This is a genomic window from Runella salmonicolor (genome assembly GCF_024158025.1).
Classification (GTDB): Bacteria; Bacteroidota; Bacteroidia; order Cytophagales; family Spirosomataceae; genus Runella; species Runella salmonicolor.
Genome location: NZ_JAMZEL010000002.1, coordinates 71,887 through 90,355 on the forward strand (window position 1 = coordinate 71,887; position 18,469 = coordinate 90,355).

Annotated in this window: 20 protein-coding genes; 5 read left to right on the plus strand and 15 right to left on the minus strand. The window is 46.0% G+C overall.

Annotated features, from left to right (window positions below; genetic code table 11):
• Positions 1-6: 6 nt before the first annotated feature.
• The 5 genes from NCI00_RS06150 to NCI00_RS06170 all read right to left on the minus strand — a co-directional run bounded on the left by NCI00_RS06150 (position 7) and on the right by NCI00_RS06170 (position 4,338).
• A complete protein-coding gene (locus tag NCI00_RS06150; protein WP_253526089.1) occupies positions 7-1,035 on the minus strand; it encodes a cobalamin-independent methionine synthase II family protein in 1,029 nt (342 codons plus the stop codon).
• A gap of 241 nt (positions 1,036-1,276) precedes the next feature.
• A complete protein-coding gene (locus tag NCI00_RS06155) occupies positions 1,277-1,765 on the minus strand; it encodes a GNAT family N-acetyltransferase (protein WP_253526090.1) in 489 nt (162 codons plus the stop codon).
• 16 nt (positions 1,766-1,781) lie between these two features.
• Positions 1,782-2,594: a sugar isomerase domain-containing protein gene (locus tag NCI00_RS06160; protein WP_253526091.1), complete on the minus strand. Its 813-nt coding sequence runs from the start codon at positions 2,592-2,594 to the stop codon at positions 1,782-1,784.
• A 47-nt stretch (positions 2,595-2,641) separates the two neighbouring features.
• Positions 2,642-3,538 (minus strand): ROK family protein, encoded by an 897-nt coding sequence (locus tag NCI00_RS06165; RefSeq protein WP_253526092.1) that lies wholly within the window; start codon positions 3,536-3,538, stop codon positions 2,642-2,644.
• 2 nt (positions 3,539-3,540) lie between these two features.
• Positions 3,541-4,338: an SDR family NAD(P)-dependent oxidoreductase gene (locus NCI00_RS06170; RefSeq protein ID WP_253526094.1), complete on the minus strand. Its 798-nt coding sequence runs from the start codon at positions 4,336-4,338 to the stop codon at positions 3,541-3,543.
• A gap of 135 nt (positions 4,339-4,473) precedes the next feature.
• Here NCI00_RS06170 and NCI00_RS06175 point away from each other — a divergent pair, with 135 nt between their 5' ends.
• From NCI00_RS06175 to trxA, 4 genes are all read left to right on the plus strand, one after another.
• Positions 4,474-5,364 (plus strand): hypothetical protein, encoded by an 891-nt coding sequence (locus NCI00_RS06175; RefSeq protein ID WP_253526096.1) that lies wholly within the window; start codon positions 4,474-4,476, stop codon positions 5,362-5,364.
• The gene (miaA, locus tag NCI00_RS06180; protein WP_253526098.1) at positions 5,361-6,284 is read left to right on the plus strand and encodes a tRNA (adenosine(37)-N6)-dimethylallyltransferase MiaA; all 924 of its coding nucleotides are present in this window, start codon (positions 5,361-5,363) and stop codon (positions 6,282-6,284) included. Before NCI00_RS06175 ends, miaA begins: the two co-directional genes overlap by 4 nt.
• Before the next feature lie 6 nt (positions 6,285-6,290).
• Complete coding sequence (locus NCI00_RS06185) at positions 6,291-7,547, plus strand: serine hydrolase domain-containing protein (protein WP_253526100.1); 1,257 nt, start codon at positions 6,291-6,293, stop codon at positions 7,545-7,547.
• 118 nt (positions 7,548-7,665) lie between these two features.
• Positions 7,666-8,001, plus strand: coding sequence for a thioredoxin (gene trxA, locus NCI00_RS06190; RefSeq protein WP_114065843.1), 336 nt, complete (start codon positions 7,666-7,668; stop codon positions 7,999-8,001).
• An 85-nt stretch (positions 8,002-8,086) separates the two neighbouring features.
• Here the strand turns inward: trxA and NCI00_RS06195 are convergent, their stop codons facing one another.
• From NCI00_RS06195 to trpS, 4 genes are all read right to left on the minus strand, one after another.
• Positions 8,087-8,650, minus strand: coding sequence for a 50S ribosomal protein L25/general stress protein Ctc (locus NCI00_RS06195; RefSeq protein ID WP_253526101.1), 564 nt, complete (start codon positions 8,648-8,650; stop codon positions 8,087-8,089).
• A 56-nt stretch (positions 8,651-8,706) separates the two neighbouring features.
• Positions 8,707-9,651 carry a ribose-phosphate pyrophosphokinase gene (locus tag NCI00_RS06200; protein ID WP_114462363.1) on the minus strand — a complete coding sequence of 315 codons (945 nt, stop codon included), beginning with the start codon at positions 9,649-9,651 and terminating at the stop codon, positions 8,707-8,709.
• A 75-nt stretch (positions 9,652-9,726) separates the two neighbouring features.
• Entirely contained in the window at positions 9,727-10,302 is a 576-nt protein-coding gene (locus NCI00_RS06205; RefSeq protein ID WP_253526102.1) for a phosphatase PAP2 family protein, read from the minus strand.
• 42 nt (positions 10,303-10,344) lie between these two features.
• A complete protein-coding gene (gene trpS, locus NCI00_RS06210) occupies positions 10,345-11,322 on the minus strand; it encodes a tryptophan--tRNA ligase (protein ID WP_253526103.1) in 978 nt (325 codons plus the stop codon).
• 74 nt (positions 11,323-11,396) lie between these two features.
• Here trpS and NCI00_RS06215 point away from each other — a divergent pair, with 74 nt between their 5' ends.
• Complete coding sequence (locus tag NCI00_RS06215; RefSeq protein ID WP_253526104.1) at positions 11,397-12,077, plus strand: DUF2461 domain-containing protein; 681 nt, start codon at positions 11,397-11,399, stop codon at positions 12,075-12,077.
• Between the two features lie 61 nt (positions 12,078-12,138).
• Here the strand turns inward: NCI00_RS06215 and NCI00_RS06220 are convergent, their stop codons facing one another.
• The 6 genes from NCI00_RS06220 to NCI00_RS06245 all read right to left on the minus strand — a co-directional run bounded on the left by NCI00_RS06220 (position 12,139) and on the right by NCI00_RS06245 (position 18,450).
• Positions 12,139-12,483, minus strand: a complete 345-nt coding sequence (locus NCI00_RS06220; RefSeq protein WP_253526105.1) for a DUF7678 domain-containing protein — start codon at positions 12,481-12,483, stop codon at positions 12,139-12,141.
• 253 nt (positions 12,484-12,736) lie between these two features.
• Positions 12,737-13,018, minus strand: coding sequence for a hypothetical protein (locus tag NCI00_RS06225; protein WP_253526106.1), 282 nt, complete (start codon positions 13,016-13,018; stop codon positions 12,737-12,739).
• Between the two features lie 153 nt (positions 13,019-13,171).
• The gene (locus tag NCI00_RS06230) at positions 13,172-14,512 is read right to left on the minus strand and encodes a hypothetical protein (RefSeq protein WP_253526107.1); all 1,341 of its coding nucleotides are present in this window, start codon (positions 14,510-14,512) and stop codon (positions 13,172-13,174) included.
• A 142-nt stretch (positions 14,513-14,654) separates the two neighbouring features.
• Positions 14,655-15,515, minus strand: coding sequence for a LytR/AlgR family response regulator transcription factor (locus NCI00_RS06235; RefSeq protein ID WP_253526109.1), 861 nt, complete (start codon positions 15,513-15,515; stop codon positions 14,655-14,657).
• A gap of 90 nt (positions 15,516-15,605) precedes the next feature.
• Complete coding sequence (locus NCI00_RS06240) at positions 15,606-16,358, minus strand: succinate dehydrogenase/fumarate reductase iron-sulfur subunit (protein WP_253526857.1); 753 nt, start codon at positions 16,356-16,358, stop codon at positions 15,606-15,608.
• A 103-nt stretch (positions 16,359-16,461) separates the two neighbouring features.
• The gene (locus tag NCI00_RS06245; protein ID WP_253526110.1) at positions 16,462-18,450 is read right to left on the minus strand and encodes a fumarate reductase/succinate dehydrogenase flavoprotein subunit; all 1,989 of its coding nucleotides are present in this window, start codon (positions 18,448-18,450) and stop codon (positions 16,462-16,464) included.
• Between the last annotated feature and the right edge of the window lie 19 nt (positions 18,451-18,469).

Consider the following 18,469-nt stretch of genomic DNA (forward strand, 5'->3'; position numbering starts at 1 on the left):
AAGATTTTATAGAGAGGCTCTGACCAGCTTTGCCCCATCGCACATGGCTTTCAATTTTTGTTTGGTAGCCCAGCGGGCAGTTTGGCTCATGCCGCAGTCGGGAGCCACGGCGAGTTTTTCGGCAGGGACGTAGGGCAACACCTTACGGATACGCTCTGCTACATCTTCGGCTGTTTCGATGTAGTAACTTTTTACATCAATGACGCCCACGGCAACGTCAAATTTCTCGGCGAAGCGCTCCAATAAATGTACATCCGTAAAGTTGAGTACCGTCATTTCGCTGTGGAGTTCGTCCACGGTCATGTCCAAAAAGCTAGGCAACATGGGCGCAATGGTTTTCTTACCGACCGACCGGCCTTTGTAATTTCCAAAACAAAGGTGCATGGAAAGGCGGGTTTTGCCCACGCCCGGTGCCACGGTGCGGTTAAAAATATCCGCAAAACGCTGGGTATCTTCGCGGTACGCGTAGCAGCTCATGGAAGGTTCATCGACGCAGATTTCGGGTACACCGAGTGCCACTAGGTCTTCAATTTCTTGACGAACCAACGGCAAAATAGCCTCTGTCACTTCCCAACGGTCTTTGTACAGCCCTCCCGGATTGAGCCGTCCTGAAAGGGTATACGGCCCCGGAATAGACATTTTGATGCGTTGACCTTCGGGGGCTAGGCGTTTCAGTCGCTTGTATTCTTCCACTACGCCCAAGCCTTTGGGAGCAGACAGAGGCTCAATGATGCTGTTTTTGCCGCGTTGGTCATGGGCGGGTGGGCCATATTTGCGGGTTTCGGTGCCGTCGTTAACAATCCCTTTGATAAAACCGTAAAAGGAAAGATTAAAGTCCAAACGCGTTTGTTCGCCATCGGTGATTACGTCTAGCCCCGCCGCTACTTGGTCATGCACGGCCGCAATCACGGCATCGTCAATCATTTCGGCAATGTCGGCGGGGCCAAATTTATCCAGATTCATACTGGCAAATTCGAGCCAGCCGGGAAAAGGCATTGAGCCTACAACGGTTGTTTTTATGGGAAGTGGTTGCATATTCTTTAGGTGTTTTGAGTAGAATATAAAATCTTTGTGCGGAGGCGTTGTTGAACCGAAAATGTAAAAATTTAAACCGAAAAGTGGTGAATTTCAAACCGTACAGGCGGCCCTGCAAAAAATGTAAAAGTTTTGGTGCGGAGGTTTTGTTGAACTGAAAAATGTAAAAGTCCCGTGCGGAGGGTTGCTCACAACCCGACCCTTTAAACCCCCAAAATTTTTATACTGCCATTCAATATTGCTACTCTAGCCATTGGTACATTACGTACGCGTCGGTCAATCCTAATTCCTTGTGTTGAAAGGCTTTGGGCAATGTTCCAATGATTTCAAAGCCACATTTTTGCCAAAGGCGGACGGCAACGGTATTGGTGGAAATAACACAATTGAACTGCATGGCTCTGAACCCGAGTCTTCGGGCTTCGCCCAACGAAAAACGGCACAACTGCTCCGCAATGCCCTGTCCGCGATACGCTGGATGAACCATATACCCCGCATTTACTACGTGATTTCCTAAGTCGGGCTGATTGGCTTTTAGAAAAAAAGTACCTACAATTTGACCTTTTTTCTCGCCTACGTAGGTGTACTTTTCGGGGTCAAACCAGATGCCCATCATTTTTTCTTTGGAAGAATCTGGCGCGTACATGTAGGTATCGCCCGCCCGAATGACAGGTTCTATAATTTCCCAAACGGCATCTTGGTCATTTATTTCGGCCGAGCGTATGGTTAACATTGGTTGAATAAAAATACTATTTAACTATTTTATTTTCAGAGATATAGCTAGGGATTCCTACTTTCTCGTACATTTTCGCAATGCGGTGAGCGTGCTCGTCATAAGCCCCTTCAAAAAGCTCTACCGCCCGCTGGGTGCCTACCACGGCGGCGGCGCTGAGTACTTTTGGCGGCTGCCCCGCTTCGGTCAAGAGGCGGGCGGTTTCTGCTTTCAAGCAGTTGATGAGCGTGGCTCCGCCCACGGTACTGCCTGGGGCAACGGGCGTATCGAGGTTGGGCACGTAAACCATGGCATCGCCAGCGGGTGCGCCCGTGTCGAGAACCAAATCGGCAAAATCAGTCAATTTCTTGCCGTCGGCGCGTTTGGAAGTACTCGCCGCTGAATGTAGACTAGTCACCAACGCCACGACTTTGATGCCACGCTGTTGAAAAATTTCGGCCATTTCTACGGGAACAATGTTGGTGCCCGAAGAGGAAATAACCAAGGCGGTATCGGTGTCAGAAAGGTCAAAATTGCGTAATATGCGCTCGGCAAATCCGGGTACATTCTCCAAAAACATGGCTTGCCGCTGTCCGTTTGCTCCAACGACGAGATTATGAAACGTAAGGGATAGCTCAACAATGGGGTTAAATCCAGCAAATGAACCGTAGCGAGGCCACATTTCTTCTACCATAATTCGGCTGTGTCCGCTGCCAAAAACATGGACCATTCGCCCCGCCAAAATAGAAGCCGCGAACCATTGCGCGGCCTGCTCAATTTGCGGTTGCTGCGCTTCAATGGTATCTAAAATACCCCGCGATTTATTGATAAAGTCTTGTATTACTGACATATACGATTGTTTTTGTAGAGACGAAAATTTTGTCTCTTCCTGCTGATTTACAAGGTGTTTTTGATTTTTGACATGGCAAAACCTGCGGCTCCGATGGCCCCTGCCATGTCGCCAAACTCGGCCTGAACGATGGGCGTTTTCTTCCCACCGGGCCGCCATTCATAAAAGTCCATGAATTGTTTAAGGGGTTCAAAAAGGGCATCGTCGGCAAAAGTGATTCCTCCTGCTAGGACAATCAATTCGGGCGAAAAAGCATTGACCAACGAGCTAAGTGCCACGGCTAATTTTTGGAGGGATGAAAGCCAAACTAGCGTAGCCCATGCGTCTCCTTTTCGGTAGGCTTCTACCAGCTCCCATGTCGATTCAAAACGCCCTTTGGAGCGTTTGGCAACGGAATAATTGCCGATGGCATATTCCAAACTGCCGGGCATTCCTACAATGCTGACTTCGTCGTCGGTGGCATTGAGCGACAAGTGCCCCAAATGTCCGGCCATTTGACTAAGTCCTTGATACAATTGTCCGTTGATGAGTAGGCCGCCGCCGATTCCCGTGCCGAGGGTCAATAAAACGACATTTTTATGCCCTTTCGCCACGCCAAAGGTGGCTTCAGCCATCAATGCCGAATGGGCGTCGTTAAGGATGTAACTGGTTTCACCCAAGTAATTGCTCCAAACAAAATTTTCCAGCCCGTTCAGACGATTGGGCAAAAAAGCAATACATTGATTCTGTTCGTCAGGCAGGCCGGGGGCCGACATTCCGATGGCTGCGACTGGTTCTTGCAACCAATTTTTGAGGTAAAGCACCATTTCTAAGACATTTACGCGCCAAGTGGTGTCGCCATTGTCGTGCGTTGCCACGTAATGTTGTTTCAAAACGGTCCCTTTTTCGTCAATGATGATTCCTTTTACGTTGGTTCCACCAAGATCTATTCCGATGATGTACATAGTCAATATTGTCCTTCAGAAAGGGACCAGCCGCCGTCGACCGATAAAATTTGTCCCGTGGTAAATGTTGAATAATCGGACATGAAATACACCGCAGCTCCGTCTAAATCAGCGGGTTGTCCGTTGCGACCACCGTCCAATGGTTGTTTTGTTTTAACAAAATTGAGGATGACCTCATCTTTGGACGCGCGCTGACTCATAGGCGTTTCGACCAAAGCTGGGGCCAATACATTGATGCGAATGTTGTTTTGGGCGTAATAGGCCGCAATGGATTGAGAAAACCCAATAATGGCCGACTTAGTGGCTGCGTAAGCGTGCGTGACAAAGTATTTGGGAGAAGGGGAGTAGCCCAGTACCGAGCCCATGTTAAGGATACTGCCCCCAGTATTTTGTTTTAAAAACTGACGGATAGCCGCCTGATTGGAAAGCATTAACGACGTGAGGTTCAGTTCAAATGTTTTGTTCCAACCTTCCAACGACAGCTCGTGCAATGGCCCATCGCCATATTTGCGCCCGCTGCCGCCTGCTATGTGGTACAATCCATCGAAGCCACCGTAGGTTTGAATTCCTTTTTGAATGGCATTGTCGGCCGTAAGTGGGTGAGTGGCGTCGCCCTGAAGTACCGTTGCTCTTGCGGTTCCCAAGATTTTTTCGGCCTCGGCGCAGCTATCGGGGTTTCTTCCAACCACCACTACGTTGGCGCCCTGCGCTACAAATGCTTTTGCCGCCGATAATCCCAACCCAGTGGTTCCACCGATGATAATAATTGTTTTATTTTCAAGCCACTTATCCGAAACCATGTTATTTTTGTCATTAATCCCGATATGTTTTGACCGATTTATAGGGCTGATTTTGGGATAAAAATATCAACTTATTATAAAAAGTTGAAGAACGTTTTATCTAACGTATGTTCTTGAAAAATTAACCAACTTCCTTTGGAATCAACCCCGCCGTTTATCCGTGAAATAGCCGATTTTCTACGTACTTTGGCGGAGATAGAAGCACCGCCAGTTTCGATTGAAATGCCCTTTCCTTACTTTTTTTTCTCCAAGCAACGCCTTATCATTCACTGCATTCCCTTCAATAAAGGGTTAACGAAAATTTTGCCAGATACCTGCGTAAGCGTATCTGATGCGTGGGCGGCCATGGGCATAAAAGTGGTTCATATTTGGGAAGATGTGTGGCGGGTAAAAAATGAAGTTGTGCAGTCAAGATTGAGGTCATTATTTGGACTTTCCTATCGAATCCCCGCCCGCTTGACGGAAGTGCGCCGAATCGACAAGCCGACGTTGGATGCCTTTCTAAAAATCAATCATTTGCAGGTTTCGACCACGGCGAAGTATAAGTACGGCCTTTTTTTGCCACAACGTTATTTCAGGGTATTGGAAAAATGGACTAAAAAACCTGAATTTTCACTTCTCAGGCCTGAACCATCTTCACTTCTTGTTGCGGTGGCGTCTTTTAGTGGCGGAAAAAATATCCCTAGAAACGCACAAACATACCGTTCGTTTGAATTGATTCGTTTTGCCAATGTATTGGATGCGACGGTTGTGGGTGGGCTGGATAAATTGTTAAAAGCGTTTATCAAAGAAGTGCATCCCGACGACATCATGACCTACGCCGACCGCGATTGGTCCAACGGACAAAGCTACGAACGACTGGGTTTTGAACGGCTTGGAACAACACCCCCTCAGGCGTTTTTGGTTAATCCTGAAACCTTTGAGCGGGAATACACAACGCCCGAAAGTAAGCTTGAAAATGCCGTAAAAGTTTATAATTCGGGCAACATAAAGTATTTGCTTGACCTCCTAAAGAATCCAAAATGAAGCCAATCATTGTCATTCTCGGACCCACGGCCTGCGGCAAAACCCACTTGGCAACGCAGTTGGCGTATGCGTTGGACGGGGAAATTATCAGTGCTGATTCGCGTCAGGTTTATGAAGGGATGGACATCGGAACAGGAAAGGATTTGAAGGAGTATGTGGTTCATAATCAACAGATACCGCACCATTTGATAGACGTGCTAGAGGCGGGAGAAATGTACAATGTTCACCGTTTTCAACAGGATTGTTACGAAGTCATCGCTGAGATTGAGGCTAGAAATAGATTGCCAATTATTTGTGGTGGAACAGGGTTGTACATCGAAGCGGTGTTGAAAGAACATCAGTTTACGGCGATACCCATTGATGAAGAGTTTCGCGAAAAACTTCAGCGGTTGTCGGACGAAGAATTGCGGGAATATTTTAAAAATACCCCTTCAGAGTACGCCCATTTGGCCGATACGTCCACCCGAAAGCGCCTCATTCGAGCCATCGAAATTGCGGTTTTTCTCACCCATCATCCTTTTCCTTCTTCATCCAATACGAAGGGAACTCTTCCTGATTATCATTTATTTGGGCTTTCGCTGCCCATAGAGGAGCGGCGCGCCCGCATTACCCGACGCCTACACGAACGATTGCAAAATGGAATGATTGATGAAGTTCAGGAGCTGTTAAAACGGGGTATTTCGGCCGAGCAATTGATTTATTACGGATTGGAATATAAATTTATTACCCAATATCTCCTCGGTTTGTTAGATTATGGTACGATGGTTGAGCGATTAAACGTAGCGATTCACCAATTTGCCAAACGTCAGATGACTTTTTTTAGAAAAATGGAGCGGGATGGTTTGGTCATACATTGGTTGGATGCGCATTTGCCCACGGAAGAATTAATAAGAGAGATAAAATCAACGGTAGGATTGTAAAAATCTATGAAAAACAACAACGTAAAAAAAACAAGAACGCTTTTTCAATCACTCTGCTTTGTCGTGGTGACGATAACGCTTGGCGTGTACAGTTGCCGCGAGACTGAGCCTGAACCACTGACGGCAACTTTAGCCGATTTGTTTGCCCAAAAACTGGAAGATACGCTTCAAAATAGGGGAGTGGGCTACGCTTTTACGATTTATGAGGGAACGGAATTGAAGGCTGAAGGAAGCGGTGGGTTTCAATCCCGCACGGCAGACCCCGAAGGGCAAAAGGACTTTACACCCGATACAAAGCTGCACATTGCCAGCATGACCAAGACGATTACGGCAATGGCTTTTTTGAAAGCGGCTTCCCAAAAAGGTCTGAAAACCAGCGATTTAATTGCACCCTATTTACCTGCTTCCTGGAAGCTAGGAGCGGGGATTGATAAAATTACTTTTGGTGATTTATTAACCCATAAAAGCGGAATAAGGGGCCTTGGTGGTTCGTGTCTGAACGGCGCTTACGGCGAAAATATATACACTGGTCTAAAAAGTTTGATGGCATTGGGGGTAACTTCGCGGGGAAATTACTGCTACCAAAATGCTAATTTTGGGCTGTTTAGGATATTAATTCCCCGTATTTTGGGCTATGCTTTTACAGGCAATGACGCCACCGACGATACCCAAACCCAACAGCGCTATTTGGCTTTTTTACAGCAGGAAATTTTTGAAAAAGCGGGAGTTCAAAATGCCATCGCGTCTTTTCCCGCCAATAATCCCACGTACACATACAACTTTCCCCTTACTACTGGCCAAAGAGGCTGGAATCCGGGTAGTTTCGGACCCGTACTTGGCGCCTATGGCATGTATCTGACCGCGACCGAAGCGGGTAAAATCTACGCATCGGCCTTGTCGTCGGGGGCCAATGAAGTGCTTACACCCGCCTTGGCGGACTCTCTGATAGTGAAGAACTTAGGTTGTTATAAAGCCACCTCAAACCTTGGTACGATGGTTTATCATGATGGTTGGTGGTACGAAGTGCTTACTCCTGCTGGACGTGGGCTTCGTACGATATGGGTCAAATTTCCCAATAATCTTACCTGTGTGTTGTTTGTCAATGCCCTTCAATACAAAAATAGTTCATTACTTTTTCCGTTTAACGACGGCAATATTGTGGGGTTTGTTTACAATGCCTACGCCAAGGCGTTGCAGGCGCGCGGGGCACGGTTAAGTGCGGAATCTGCATCGCTTTCTATTGAGCATCCCGAACCCCATTAGGCTCTTTAGGAAGATTGTCGATTTTAAAGTTTGGGAACTTTTGCCGGGGGCAAAATGGTTTCTTCACTAAATACAATCATTCACTAATCGTACCGGCGACCCGGTCATCAATAATAAAATGGGAAAGGCAGTCGAAATTACAGACGCAAACTTTGGCGACTTGGTCGCAGGTTCAGATAAACCAGTTTTGGTAGATTTTTGGGCAGAATGGTGCGGACCTTGCCGCATGGTTGGGCCTGTAGTAGAAAAACTCGCAGAAGCTTATGAAGGACAGGCAGTTATCGGAAAAGTAGATGTGGATATGAACCCCGAAACAGCCATGAAATTTGGTATTCGTAGCATTCCAACTTTGTTGTTTTTCAAAAATGGAGAGGTAGTAGACCGCGTAGTAGGCGCAGTACCACAAGTAGTATTGGAAGACAAATTGAAAGCTCAGTTGCCCGTAACGGCCTAATTTGTAGCCTAAAATTCTGGTATATAAAAGAGAAGCCCCGCAATTTGCGGGGCTTCTTGTCTATTAGCCATTTTATGGGGAAAGCTTACTTCAACGTACCGCGCAATGCACGTGGGATTTCAACACCCGCGATTGGTAGCGAAGCATTGTTTACGATTTTAAACCCTTCTACTTTTAAGTGACCTACTTTTACTGATTTTCCTAAATCAAGATCACCTACGGGTACGTCAACGAAATCAGGGATGTTTTTTGCCAACCCGATTACTTTGATTTTACGCAATTTCTGTACCAATTTACCCCCTTTGGTTACCCCAATGGCAGTTCCTGTAAAACGGACAGGTACTTCAATTTTGATTTCTTTTTCATCGTCAATGGCCAAAAAGTCGGCGTGAAGGATGATGTCACTCACTGGGTGATACTGTACATCCTGCAAAATTCCGTAATGAATTTCACCTTCGATGTTTAACGTCACTTTGTAAACGTTAGGAGAGAAAAGAAGTTCACGGAAGAGGTACATAGGTGCCGCAAAATGCACTTGTTCCGCTCCACCGTACAATACACATGGAACCATTGCCTGAAGGCGTAGTTCGCGTGCTTCTTTCTTGCCGAGATTCGCTCTTTTAAACCCTACAATCTCTGTACTTTTCATAATTTTTGTATTTAAAATAGTTTGAAAATAGCTAATGAATCACTCATTAACCCCTGCTAGGCAGGATTTATAAACAATGAACTAATAGATTCGTGGTCACGGATACGGCCGATGGCTTTGGCAAATAATTCTGACACCGACAATACCTTAATTTTTTCATTTTCTTCGCGCAACGGAATGGTATCCGTCACAATCAGTTCTTCCAACATCGACGTACGAATACGTTCGTGGGCGGGGCCTGACATCACTGGGTGGGTACAAATGGCACGTACCGACTTGGCTCCTTTGCTCATAACGAGCTCGGCGGCTTTGCAAATGGTGCCTCCTGTATCAATCAAATCATCAATGAAGACCACGTTGGCGTCTTTTACGTCACCGATTACCTGCATTGAGGCTACTTCGTTGGCTCTTTTGCGGTATTTGTCGCAAAGGATAATGTCGGCGTTGAAAAACTTCGCAAAGTTTCGGGCGCGGGCGGCACCACCCACGTCGGGAGAAGCCACCACCAGATTGTCTAGTTCCAGACTCTTGATGTAAGGTACAAACACGCTTGTACCTTCTAGGTGTACCACTGGAATGTCAAAAAATCCCTGAATGGCACCCGCGTGCAAATCAAGCGTCATGATTTGCTCGGCCCCTGCGGCGGTGAGCAAATTTGCGACCAATTTGGCGGCAATCGGTACCCTTGGTTTGTCTTTGCGGTCTTGACGAGCGTATCCGAAATAAGGAATAACCGCCGTGATTTGGTGAGCAGATGCCCGTTTGGCGGCGTCGATCATCAACAATAATTCCATGAAATTTTCGGAAGAATTAAAGGTTGATTGAATCAAGTAAACGTCGCATCCTCGAATGGATTCTTCGAAGCTGGGAGACATTTCACCGTCACTGAATTTGCGTAAACTATAGCCGCCTAAGTCTCTCCCATAATGACGGGCAACTTTTTCTGCCAAGTAATTTGACTGCGAACCGGAGAATATTTTTATTGGATTAAATGAGGCCATGCCCTGAAAAAATTTGCGCAAAGGTACGGATTTTTCTTTTACAGAATTCATGTTTGGGATGTTTTTTGAAGAATCTTAGGCGGGTTTCTTTCGTAACCTGAGGATTCTTTCAACAATTTTGACGGCAATCCATGCCGCCGCTGCTCCAATGCATGCCCCAACTGCTACATCAAATGGATAATGAACCCCTACGTAAATACGGCTGTAAGAGACGGCCACTGCCCAAGGAAAGAAGAACCAAGTGGTCCAAGGGTACTTTTTTCCTACCAGTAAATACAGCGCCATTGCCAGCCCAAAGCTATTGGCAGCGTGGGAGGAGGCAAACCCATACCTGCCTCCGCAATCTTCTACGACTAAATGCAGTCTATCTTGTAAATACAAAACATGGCATGGCCTCAGACGTTCAAAAAAAGGCTTGAGCAGGCCCGAGGCCGTTTGGTCGGCAATAACAATGGTAAGAATCAGTGCGCCAATCATCCCCGCTGCCCGTTGATTATACCTCCAAATGAGCCAGACAATCAGCACAGCGTACAGGGGAATCCACGTGTTTCGTTGCGTTACCCAATACATAATTGTATCTGCCCAAGGGGTATGTAACCCATTGAGCGCTAAAAATATACGAGTGTCGATTTCCTGAATTTGATGGAGCATGTAGGTCCCTCTTCTGTTTGTGGGAAGCTGGGTTAGCGTGTGTTAAGATAAACCAATTTTCTGGCGAACATCAGCTATTTTTTTTGCCGCAACGGCGCGGGCTTTTTCCTCGCCTTCCTGCAATTTTTGCTCCAAAGCGTCGGGGTTTTCGTGGTAATAATAATTGAAAAGCTCACGCTCTTTCCCAAAGCGACTGTTTAGTGCTTCAAACAAAGCCTGTTTGGCGTGTCCGTAGCCGTAGCCGCCTTTGAGATAATTCTGACGCATTGTTTCAATGTCAGATTCATTGGCAATGAGCGAAAAAAGCTTGAAAGTAATATCGTTTTCGGGGTCTTTGGGAGCCTCTAGTGGCGTAGAATCCGAAATGATTTTCTTGGTTATTTTTTGTAATTCTTTTTCGGGCAAGAAAATATCGATGTAATTCCCGTACGATTTACTCATTTTTTGGCCGTCGATGCCGGGTATCACCATCATTCGCTCATCAATGCGGGCTTCGGGCACCACGAAAGTTTCGCCGTAGGTACGATTGAAGTTTTCGGCCATGTCGCGGGTCATTTCGAGGTGCTGCTTTTGGTCTTTTCCAACGGGCACAAAATGGGCGTCGTACAACAATATATCGGCAGCCATCAAGACAGGGTACACAAACAGACCCGCGTTGACATCCGCCAACCGGTCTGCCTTGTCTTTGAACGAGTGGGCATTGGCCAGCATGGGGTAAGGCGTAATGCACGACAAGTACCAAGTTAGTTCGGTATGGTAGGCGGCCACCCGCGATTGGCGATAAAAAACCACTTTTTGTGTATCTAGCCCGCACGCCAACCACGCCGCTGCCACGGCCCGGATATTGTCCTTGAGGGTGTTGGCATCTTTGAGGGTGGTTAAGGAATGCAAATCGGCAATGAACAAAAATGACTCATTCCCAGTTTGTTCGGAAAGTTGAATGGCGGGCAAAATGGCGCCCAAAATATTGCCAAGGTGCGGTTTGCCGCTGCTTTGAATACCCGTTAAAATTCGTGACATTTTTTGTAGTTTACAGTACTTCTTCCTTCGAAGCGGTGCAAAATTGCTATTTTTAAGCCAAAATACGAAATCTTATGCTGACGCAGTCAACCTTACATTTTTTAAAAGACTTAGCCGAAAACAACAACCGTGATTGGTTTGCTGAAAACCGTAAACGTTATGAAACCTCAAAAAAAGACCTTGAACAGTTGGTGGCCGCTGTGCTGAAAGGGGTGAGTGAGTTTGAATCATTGCCCAATACCGAAGTAAAGGACTGTATTTTTCGTATCAATCGCGATATTCGTTTTTCCAAGGATAAATCGCCTTATAAACAATGGTTTAGCGCGGCCATCGGGCCAGGTGGGCGTCATTCGGGCCGTACCGATTTTTACCTGCATATCCAGCCCGGAGAATCCTTTTTAGGGGCGGGAATGTGGGCACCCACGCCTAAGCATTTGGCCAAATTTCGGCAAGAAATTGACTTTAATCCCCAAAGCCTGAAAAGTATCATTGAAGCCCCCGAATTCCGCGATTATTTCCCCGAAATTTGGGGGGAATCCCTTCAGCGTTCCCCTAAAGGATACCCCGACGACCACCCAGACATTGCTCTGTTGAAACGGAAGCAATTATTTTTTATGCATAAATATTCCGATGCGGAGGTTACCTCGCCGGGTTTCGCCACTGAGGTTGTTAAGGGCTGTCGCCTCATCAAGCCGTATTGTGAGTTTCTGAATTATTTGTTTTTTGATGAGCAGGAAGAAACTTTTGAATTGTAACCATTTGCCAGAAACGCCCATTTTCAAAAAAGCCGCTGTGAGAGCGGCTTTTTTGAAAATGCTAATTGTATAATTTTAAAATCCGCTTAATATGAGGCTCTAACTCTTTTGAAGGCAGGAGTTGCCATTCTCGGTCATAATTGGCAACACTGCCTTTGGCCATCCCTTTTTCGCCCTCCCAAATTCGGAGCTTCCAGATTCTTCCGTTGTTTATTCCCAGCTTGGAAGATTTGGGGAGGACATTTACTTCAAATCGGTATTTTGCAATCTTTCCTCCATGCCAATTCATGGCTTCTACGAGGGCTTGCTCGGCTTTAAGTTGTAGAAAATAGTCATTGTCAATTTCGGAATATAAGCCATAATCCTGCTCATCTCGTGAGCTTGCGAAATAATGAATAGTATCCATAAAAAGCAATATTTAGATTGGGTAGGGTAAATTAATACATAAATGTATGTCAAATATCCCTAAAAGCGCAATATGTCAATTAAAATGGGATGTATTTTTTTGTGTCTATTTTTTCGTTAAAATAATTTAAAGATTTATTATAACTATTTTGTTATAAAATTGAGGTGTATTGCTCGTGTGAGCTTTTTGTGATTCTCAATTGGTTCTGATGAGAAAAGACTTTCAATATCCCTAAAGGGAAATAAATTTGCCATCAATAGACTAGGATACCGATACCTTTGACTTGCGCTTCGTAGATATTCTCAAGGATTGTTGAATAGTGAGGATTTACTCTTCTTTCATTAATAAACCAAGCGGTACTGATACTGAAGGGGTTTTCGTACGTTTTACGGATAATTCGGGAGGCTGAAAAGTCATTTACGGTGCACACAACCTTTATTGCTTCTTTTTGAAAGCGCTCGTGTCGGATGATGTGTAGGTCAAAATGTATCTTAGGTAAATTTCTTTGCGCCATATCAAATAGTTCTTCAAGCATCAATTCCGAGTATTTACTCCAATATACTACTAATTCACAAGAATTGGTAGATTTATAAAGAACGCTTCTGAAATAAACGGTTTAATAATGTGCCAAAATCGTATGAATGATTCTTTTCGCGGGTAGTTCAATGTCAGTTTTGTTGAGGAGAATTTATCCTTTCAGTGCTTTGTTTCTACCCACAAACCACACGAACTGAATGAAATTGAACTCCAATTGGTCAAACATTACTTTTTTATCCTCTGCTTTTAAATGTAGGTTTGGGGTATAGCGCAGATTGGTACGTAAAAGCCAAGTTTCGGCCCGGGTAATCCGAATATCCCAGCCGAAAATGACGCCAAGGGCCAATTTTTTTGCTTTAAAAGTTTGAACATTGCCGCCGTCGGTATCGGTAAAGGCTAACGCTTCGTAGGCGAGCGTTGGGCCTACGTAGGGGACAAAACCGTGGTAGTCGCCCAAAAATTTATACATTTCGAAGGTATATGAACGGCGCTCGTAGTTTAGTTTAACATCGTACCCATTTGAGCCATAACGCAGTTTACGGTAAGATACTCCCACGTTCATATCGGCTTTGTGAATATATCTACCAGCCGCGATGTCGGGCATCAGCGTTCCGGGGCTTGATTGTTTCAAAAACGGGTATTTTGCTTTGACGTATTCAGATTTGCTGAGTTCAAAGGAGCTTGAAGGGCCAATGCCGAAGTACCAGCAATTCAACCGATTTTTGGCACTTAATTTACGTACTCCTGTTTTCATGTAGCGCTCGCCGCCTTTTGAAGCCAACCCCCCGTTTGTATTAATCCAATAACTCATCCCAATATTGAATGACCAGGGCGATAGTTTTAGGTTACCGTATGCCGTACGGGAAATGGGGTATTGATAATCGGTGTTTTTCTGATAGTTGATTCCTGCCTGAAACAGCACTTTGGGGCGCGCATAGACCAAGCCTGCCTGAAAGGGAAATTTGATTTTTGCGACCGAAGGAACTGTTTTGTACGTTTTATTTGGCTCGTTGGAAATTTGGGCAAAACTTATGCCTTTGAGCGACATTCCTACAAAAGGGCGCAATTTCCCTTCTTGTATTGGCATCGGAAATACCCGAAAGCCCGTTTCTACCCCTTCGGTATAGGAGATATTTTGAAGTTCTTCGGGAACTCGATTTCCCAGTTTTGCGACGGGAATCGCGATGTAAAAATCTGCATATCCCCAGAAGTGGGTACCGCCAAGTAAGATGCGGGGGGAGGTGGTTCCGCCAAAATCCACTGAATTTAATCCGCCTTGTACGGCGTATTGGGTTGAGCCTCCTGTGGTGGAAAAAGCATCAATTCCAAAATATGATTTTGCAAAAGAGGTCCTTATTTTCAACCGTTCAACGGTGGTGTCTTTTTCGGCGGTTTGGGCATGTAGTGGCGAATAACAAAGGAGTAATGATAGGAGAAAAAACAATGGAAAAAGGGTGTTGCTGATTGCTGCACGATACGTTAGGGCTTTCATACTGAATGAGTGTTTGTGTTTTGACTGACACAAACCTAGGGGCCTAAAAATAACGTTACAAAAAAAAGGGATAATAGCCCTTAATTTGGGAAGAATGACCCTTTTTTGGGTTTTTTGACCGTTTTTGGGATGAATGACAAGGCTATTTTCTGAAATAGTTGGCAACCAAGTCGGTATATCGACGGGCCACGGGCAGGGGACTATCCCAGTTGTGAAGTGCTAATTTATAGCCTTGGGCGTTGCCCGAAATTTTGTTAACCTGCCCCAAATTGACGATGAAAGAGCGATGGCAGCGTATCACATCTTCGTGAGAAATTTGTTCTTCAAGGCGGCTCAGGCTACTTCTTATCAATACTTTTTGGTGTCTTTGGCCTTGCCAAAATACGACTTCCGAATAATTGCTGGCCGACTCTATAAACAGCAATTCATCGACTGCTACCGTCAGTGAATCTTTCTCGTTTTCGGCAATGAGGGTAATGGTTGAACCCTTCACATTGGCCTTTTCTGGAACTTCGTCGTCTTTTTTTATCCTCAACGATTCCGTAGTATATTTTCGTAACAGTCGGCTATGGTTAAGCAGGGTAAGCACCGTGGTAGGAATTATACCAATGGATATTGTAATGCCAAGCCACAAAAAGAAGCCGCTCAGAGAGAAAGCATTGTTGAACATCCATTGGCTGTAGAGCAGGTTTCCGGCGGCGATAAAGGTTAAAATAAACAAGATTCCAACAATTTCTCTACCAATCGTCCATTGGCTTTCCGCCGTCCAATTTCTGAATAAACGAGGAATGATTAAACTGATGCTTGCTAAACAGACAAATGTGACACCTCCGTAACCTGCTAGAATAGACAGCTTATAGGGGTCGTGCCATCCAGCAGAGCCGAAGGGTTGAAAAAGGATAAGAAAGACGGCAATAAAAGTACCCGTGCCCGCAGAGGTCAGAAACCAGTTTCTTGTCAGAAGGGTATTGAGCGGGTAGGGTTGTGAAAGATAGGATAACATGGTTGAAAAATCCCATAAAAAAAGCGTCTGCCGATTTTGAATGGGCTAACCCAAACCGACAGACACTTTATTGAGGTTGTTGTATTGCAATTAAACGCGTTCCGAAGTCAGCTTCGCGCCCAAATATTCGCGGTTGAGGCGGGCAATGTGTTCGAGCGGAATCTCTTTCGGACATTCAGCGGCGCAAGCACCCGTGTTGGTACATGAACCAAATCCTTCTTCATCCATTTGAGCGACCATGCGCTCAACGCGCAACTTACGTTCTGGCTGGCCTTGTGGTAAAAGAGATAGTTGAGAAACCTTTGCCGACACGAACAGCATAGCCGAGGCATTTTTGCAGGCGGCCACGCACGCTCCGCAACCGATACAAGCGGCGGCTTCAAAAGCTTCGTCGGCGCGGTCTTTCGGAATAGGAATACTGTTGGCATCTTGGGCATTTCCAGTATTGACCGAAATATACCCCCCTGCCGATTGAATGCGGTCAAAGGCCGAACGGTCAACCACTAAATCTTTAATGACAGGGAATGCTTTGGCGCGCCACGGCTCCACCACGATGGTATCGCCGTCGTTGAAGCTACGCATGTGAAGTTGACAGGTTGTCACGGCGCCTTTAGGGCCGTGCGGACGGCCGTTGATGTACATTGAGCACATCCCACAAATACCTTCGCGGCAGTCATGGTCAAAAGCAACTGGCTCCTGTCCTTCGTTGATGAGTTGTTCGTTTAGTACGTCGAACATTTCCAAGAACGACATGTCGGGGGAGATACCCGTCAATTGATAGGTCGCGATTCGACCCGAATCTTTTTTATTTTTCTGACGCCACACTTTGAGGGTCAGATTCATATTTCCTGCTGACATCTTTTTTGGGGATAATTATTGTCAACCTGAAAGCATCTAAAAATAGCATTGATTGTACTTTTAGACCCTTTCAGCATGACAAAGGTTATTATTTGTAACTCCGCTGCGCGATTTTGATGTTATCGTATATCAAATCCTCTTTATGAAGCTCCCAAGTGCTTTCACCTTTGTGCTCCCATGCCGATACAAACATGTAGTTTTCATCGTCGCGAAGGGCTTCGCCTTCTTCGGTTTGATATTCTTCACGGAAGTGACCACCGCATGATTCGTTACGGTTGAGGGCATCGGTACACATTAATTCGCCCAGTTCGATGAAGTCAGCCACGCGGCCGGCTTTATCAAGCTCAGGGTTGAATTCGTCGGCACTGCCCATTACTTTCACATCCGACCAAAACTCTTTTTTCAACGCCTGAATTTCTTGGATGGCTTCTTTCAAACCTGCCTCGTTACGGGCCATTCCGCATTTATCCCACATGATTTTGCCGAGGCGCTTGTGGAATACTTCAGGAGATGTTTTTCCTTTGATGGAAAGCAGTTTTGTAATGCGCTCTTTGACTTTGTTTTCTGCTTCTACAAATTCTGCCTGATCAGTAGAAATGTGTGTAGTGCGGATTTCGTTGGCGAGATAAGAACCAATGGTATAAGGGATAACGAAATAGCCATCGGCCAAGCCCTGCATCAACGCACTGGCTCCGAGGCGGTTGGCACCATGGTCGGAGAAGTTGGCTTCTCCAAGGGCGTACAGACCTGGTACCGTCGTCATCAAGTTATAATCTACCCAAAGACCACCCATGGTGTAGTGTACTGCGGGATAAATCCGCATCGGTACTTCGTAGGGGTCTTCGCCCGTAATCTGCTTGTACATGTCAAACAGGTTACCGTATTTTTCTTTTACTACGGCTTTGCCGAGTTCTGTGATTTTTTCGGGAGTGGCGTCATGAAGGTTAAGTTTGTTTACTTCCCCTTTGCCGTAACGCTCGATGGCCGCGGCGTAATCAAGATAAACCGCCATTTTGGAAGTTCCTACCCCATAACCTGCATCGCAACGCTCTTTGGCGGCACGGGAGGCAATGTCACGGGGCACGAGGTTTCCGAAGGCAGGATAACGACGCTCAAGGTAATAATCGCGCTCTTCTTCAGGAATCTGATTGGCAGGACGCGTGTCATTTTGTTTTTTAGGAACCCAAATCCGTCCGTCATTCCGCAGCGACTCCGACATGAGCGTCAGTTTAGACTGATGGTCGCCAGAAACTGGAATACAGGTAGGGTGAATTTGTGTAAAGCAAGGGTTACCGAAAAACGCCCCTTTTTTGTGGGCTTTCCAAGCTGCCGTAACGTTGGAACCCATTGCGTTGGTCGAAAGGTAAAAAACGTTTCCGTATCCACCGCTGCAAAGGAGTACTGCATGAGCAGAATGACGTTCGATTTCGCCAGTCACCAAGTTACGGGCAATGATTCCACGGCATTTGCCGTCAATCACCACCACGTCGAGCATTTCATGACGGGTGTACATTTTAACAGCGCCCAAACCCACCTGACGCTGAAGGCCAGAATAAGCGCCCAACAACAACTGCTGTCCGGTTTGTCCTGCGGCGTAGAATGTACGCTGCACCTGCGTTCCTCCAAAAGAACGGTTTGAAAGCAAACCGCCGTATTCACGGGCAAAAGGAACCCCCTGCGCTACGCATTGGTCAATGATACCCGCCGACACTTCTGCCAAACGGTACACATTGCTTTCGCGGGCGCGGTAGTCGCCTCCTTTAATCGTATCATAAAATAAACGGTAGGTTGAGTCACCGTCGTTTTGGTAATTTTTAGCGGCATTGATTCCACCCTGTGCTGCAATAGAGTGCGCACGACGGGCTGAATCCTGAAAACAAAAAGCTTTTACTGAATACCCCAGCTCGGCCAGAGTAGCAGCTGCCGAAGCACCTGCAAGACCCGTTCCTACTACGATAATTTCCAGTTTTCGCTTGTTAGCCGGGTTGACGAGCGGAACGGTGGAACGGTATTTTGTCCACTTGGTTTCCAACGGCCCGTCGGGGATTTTGGCGTTCAATTTGGGTGAGGTTGCCATATAAAAGTGAATTGTGAAT

What these genes read in the sequence shown, in the direction of transcription:
- NCI00_RS06150 (WP_253526089.1), bottom strand. Translation starts at nt 1,035, where the DNA reads ATGCAACCACTTCCCATAAAAACAACCGTTGTAGGCTCAATGCCTTTT.
- NCI00_RS06155 (WP_253526090.1), bottom strand. Translation starts at nt 1,765, where the DNA reads ATGTTAACCATACGCTCGGCCGAAATAAATGACCAAGATGCCGTTTGG.
- NCI00_RS06160 (WP_253526091.1), bottom strand. Translation starts at nt 2,594, where the DNA reads ATGTCAGTAATACAAGACTTTATCAATAAATCGCGGGGTATTTTAGAT.
- NCI00_RS06165 (WP_253526092.1), bottom strand. Translation starts at nt 3,538, where the DNA reads ATGTACATCATCGGAATAGATCTTGGTGGAACCAACGTAAAAGGAATC.
- NCI00_RS06170 (WP_253526094.1), bottom strand. Translation starts at nt 4,338, where the DNA reads ATGGTTTCGGATAAGTGGCTTGAAAATAAAACAATTATTATCATCGGT.
- miaA (WP_253526098.1), top strand. Translation starts at nt 5,361, where the DNA reads ATGAAGCCAATCATTGTCATTCTCGGACCCACGGCCTGCGGCAAAACC.
- NCI00_RS06185 (WP_253526100.1), top strand. Translation starts at nt 6,291, where the DNA reads ATGAAAAACAACAACGTAAAAAAAACAAGAACGCTTTTTCAATCACTC.
- trxA (WP_114065843.1), top strand. Translation starts at nt 7,666, where the DNA reads ATGGGAAAGGCAGTCGAAATTACAGACGCAAACTTTGGCGACTTGGTC.
- NCI00_RS06195 (WP_253526101.1), bottom strand. Translation starts at nt 8,650, where the DNA reads ATGAAAAGTACAGAGATTGTAGGGTTTAAAAGAGCGAATCTCGGCAAG.
- NCI00_RS06200 (WP_114462363.1), bottom strand. Translation starts at nt 9,651, where the DNA reads ATGGCCTCATTTAATCCAATAAAAATATTCTCCGGTTCGCAGTCAAAT.
- NCI00_RS06205 (WP_253526102.1), bottom strand. Translation starts at nt 10,302, where the DNA reads ATGCTCCATCAAATTCAGGAAATCGACACTCGTATATTTTTAGCGCTC.
- trpS (WP_253526103.1), bottom strand. Translation starts at nt 11,322, where the DNA reads ATGTCACGAATTTTAACGGGTATTCAAAGCAGCGGCAAACCGCACCTT.
- NCI00_RS06215 (WP_253526104.1), top strand. Translation starts at nt 11,397, where the DNA reads ATGCTGACGCAGTCAACCTTACATTTTTTAAAAGACTTAGCCGAAAAC.
- NCI00_RS06220 (WP_253526105.1), bottom strand. Translation starts at nt 12,483, where the DNA reads ATGGATACTATTCATTATTTCGCAAGCTCACGAGATGAGCAGGATTAT.
- NCI00_RS06225 (WP_253526106.1), bottom strand. Translation starts at nt 13,018, where the DNA reads ATGCTTGAAGAACTATTTGATATGGCGCAAAGAAATTTACCTAAGATA.
- NCI00_RS06230 (WP_253526107.1), bottom strand. Translation starts at nt 14,512, where the DNA reads ATGAAAGCCCTAACGTATCGTGCAGCAATCAGCAACACCCTTTTTCCA.
- NCI00_RS06235 (WP_253526109.1), bottom strand. Translation starts at nt 15,515, where the DNA reads ATGTTATCCTATCTTTCACAACCCTACCCGCTCAATACCCTTCTGACA.
- NCI00_RS06240 (WP_253526857.1), bottom strand. Translation starts at nt 16,358, where the DNA reads ATGAATCTGACCCTCAAAGTGTGGCGTCAGAAAAATAAAAAAGATTCG.
- NCI00_RS06245 (WP_253526110.1), bottom strand. Translation starts at nt 18,450, where the DNA reads ATGGCAACCTCACCCAAATTGAACGCCAAAATCCCCGACGGGCCGTTG.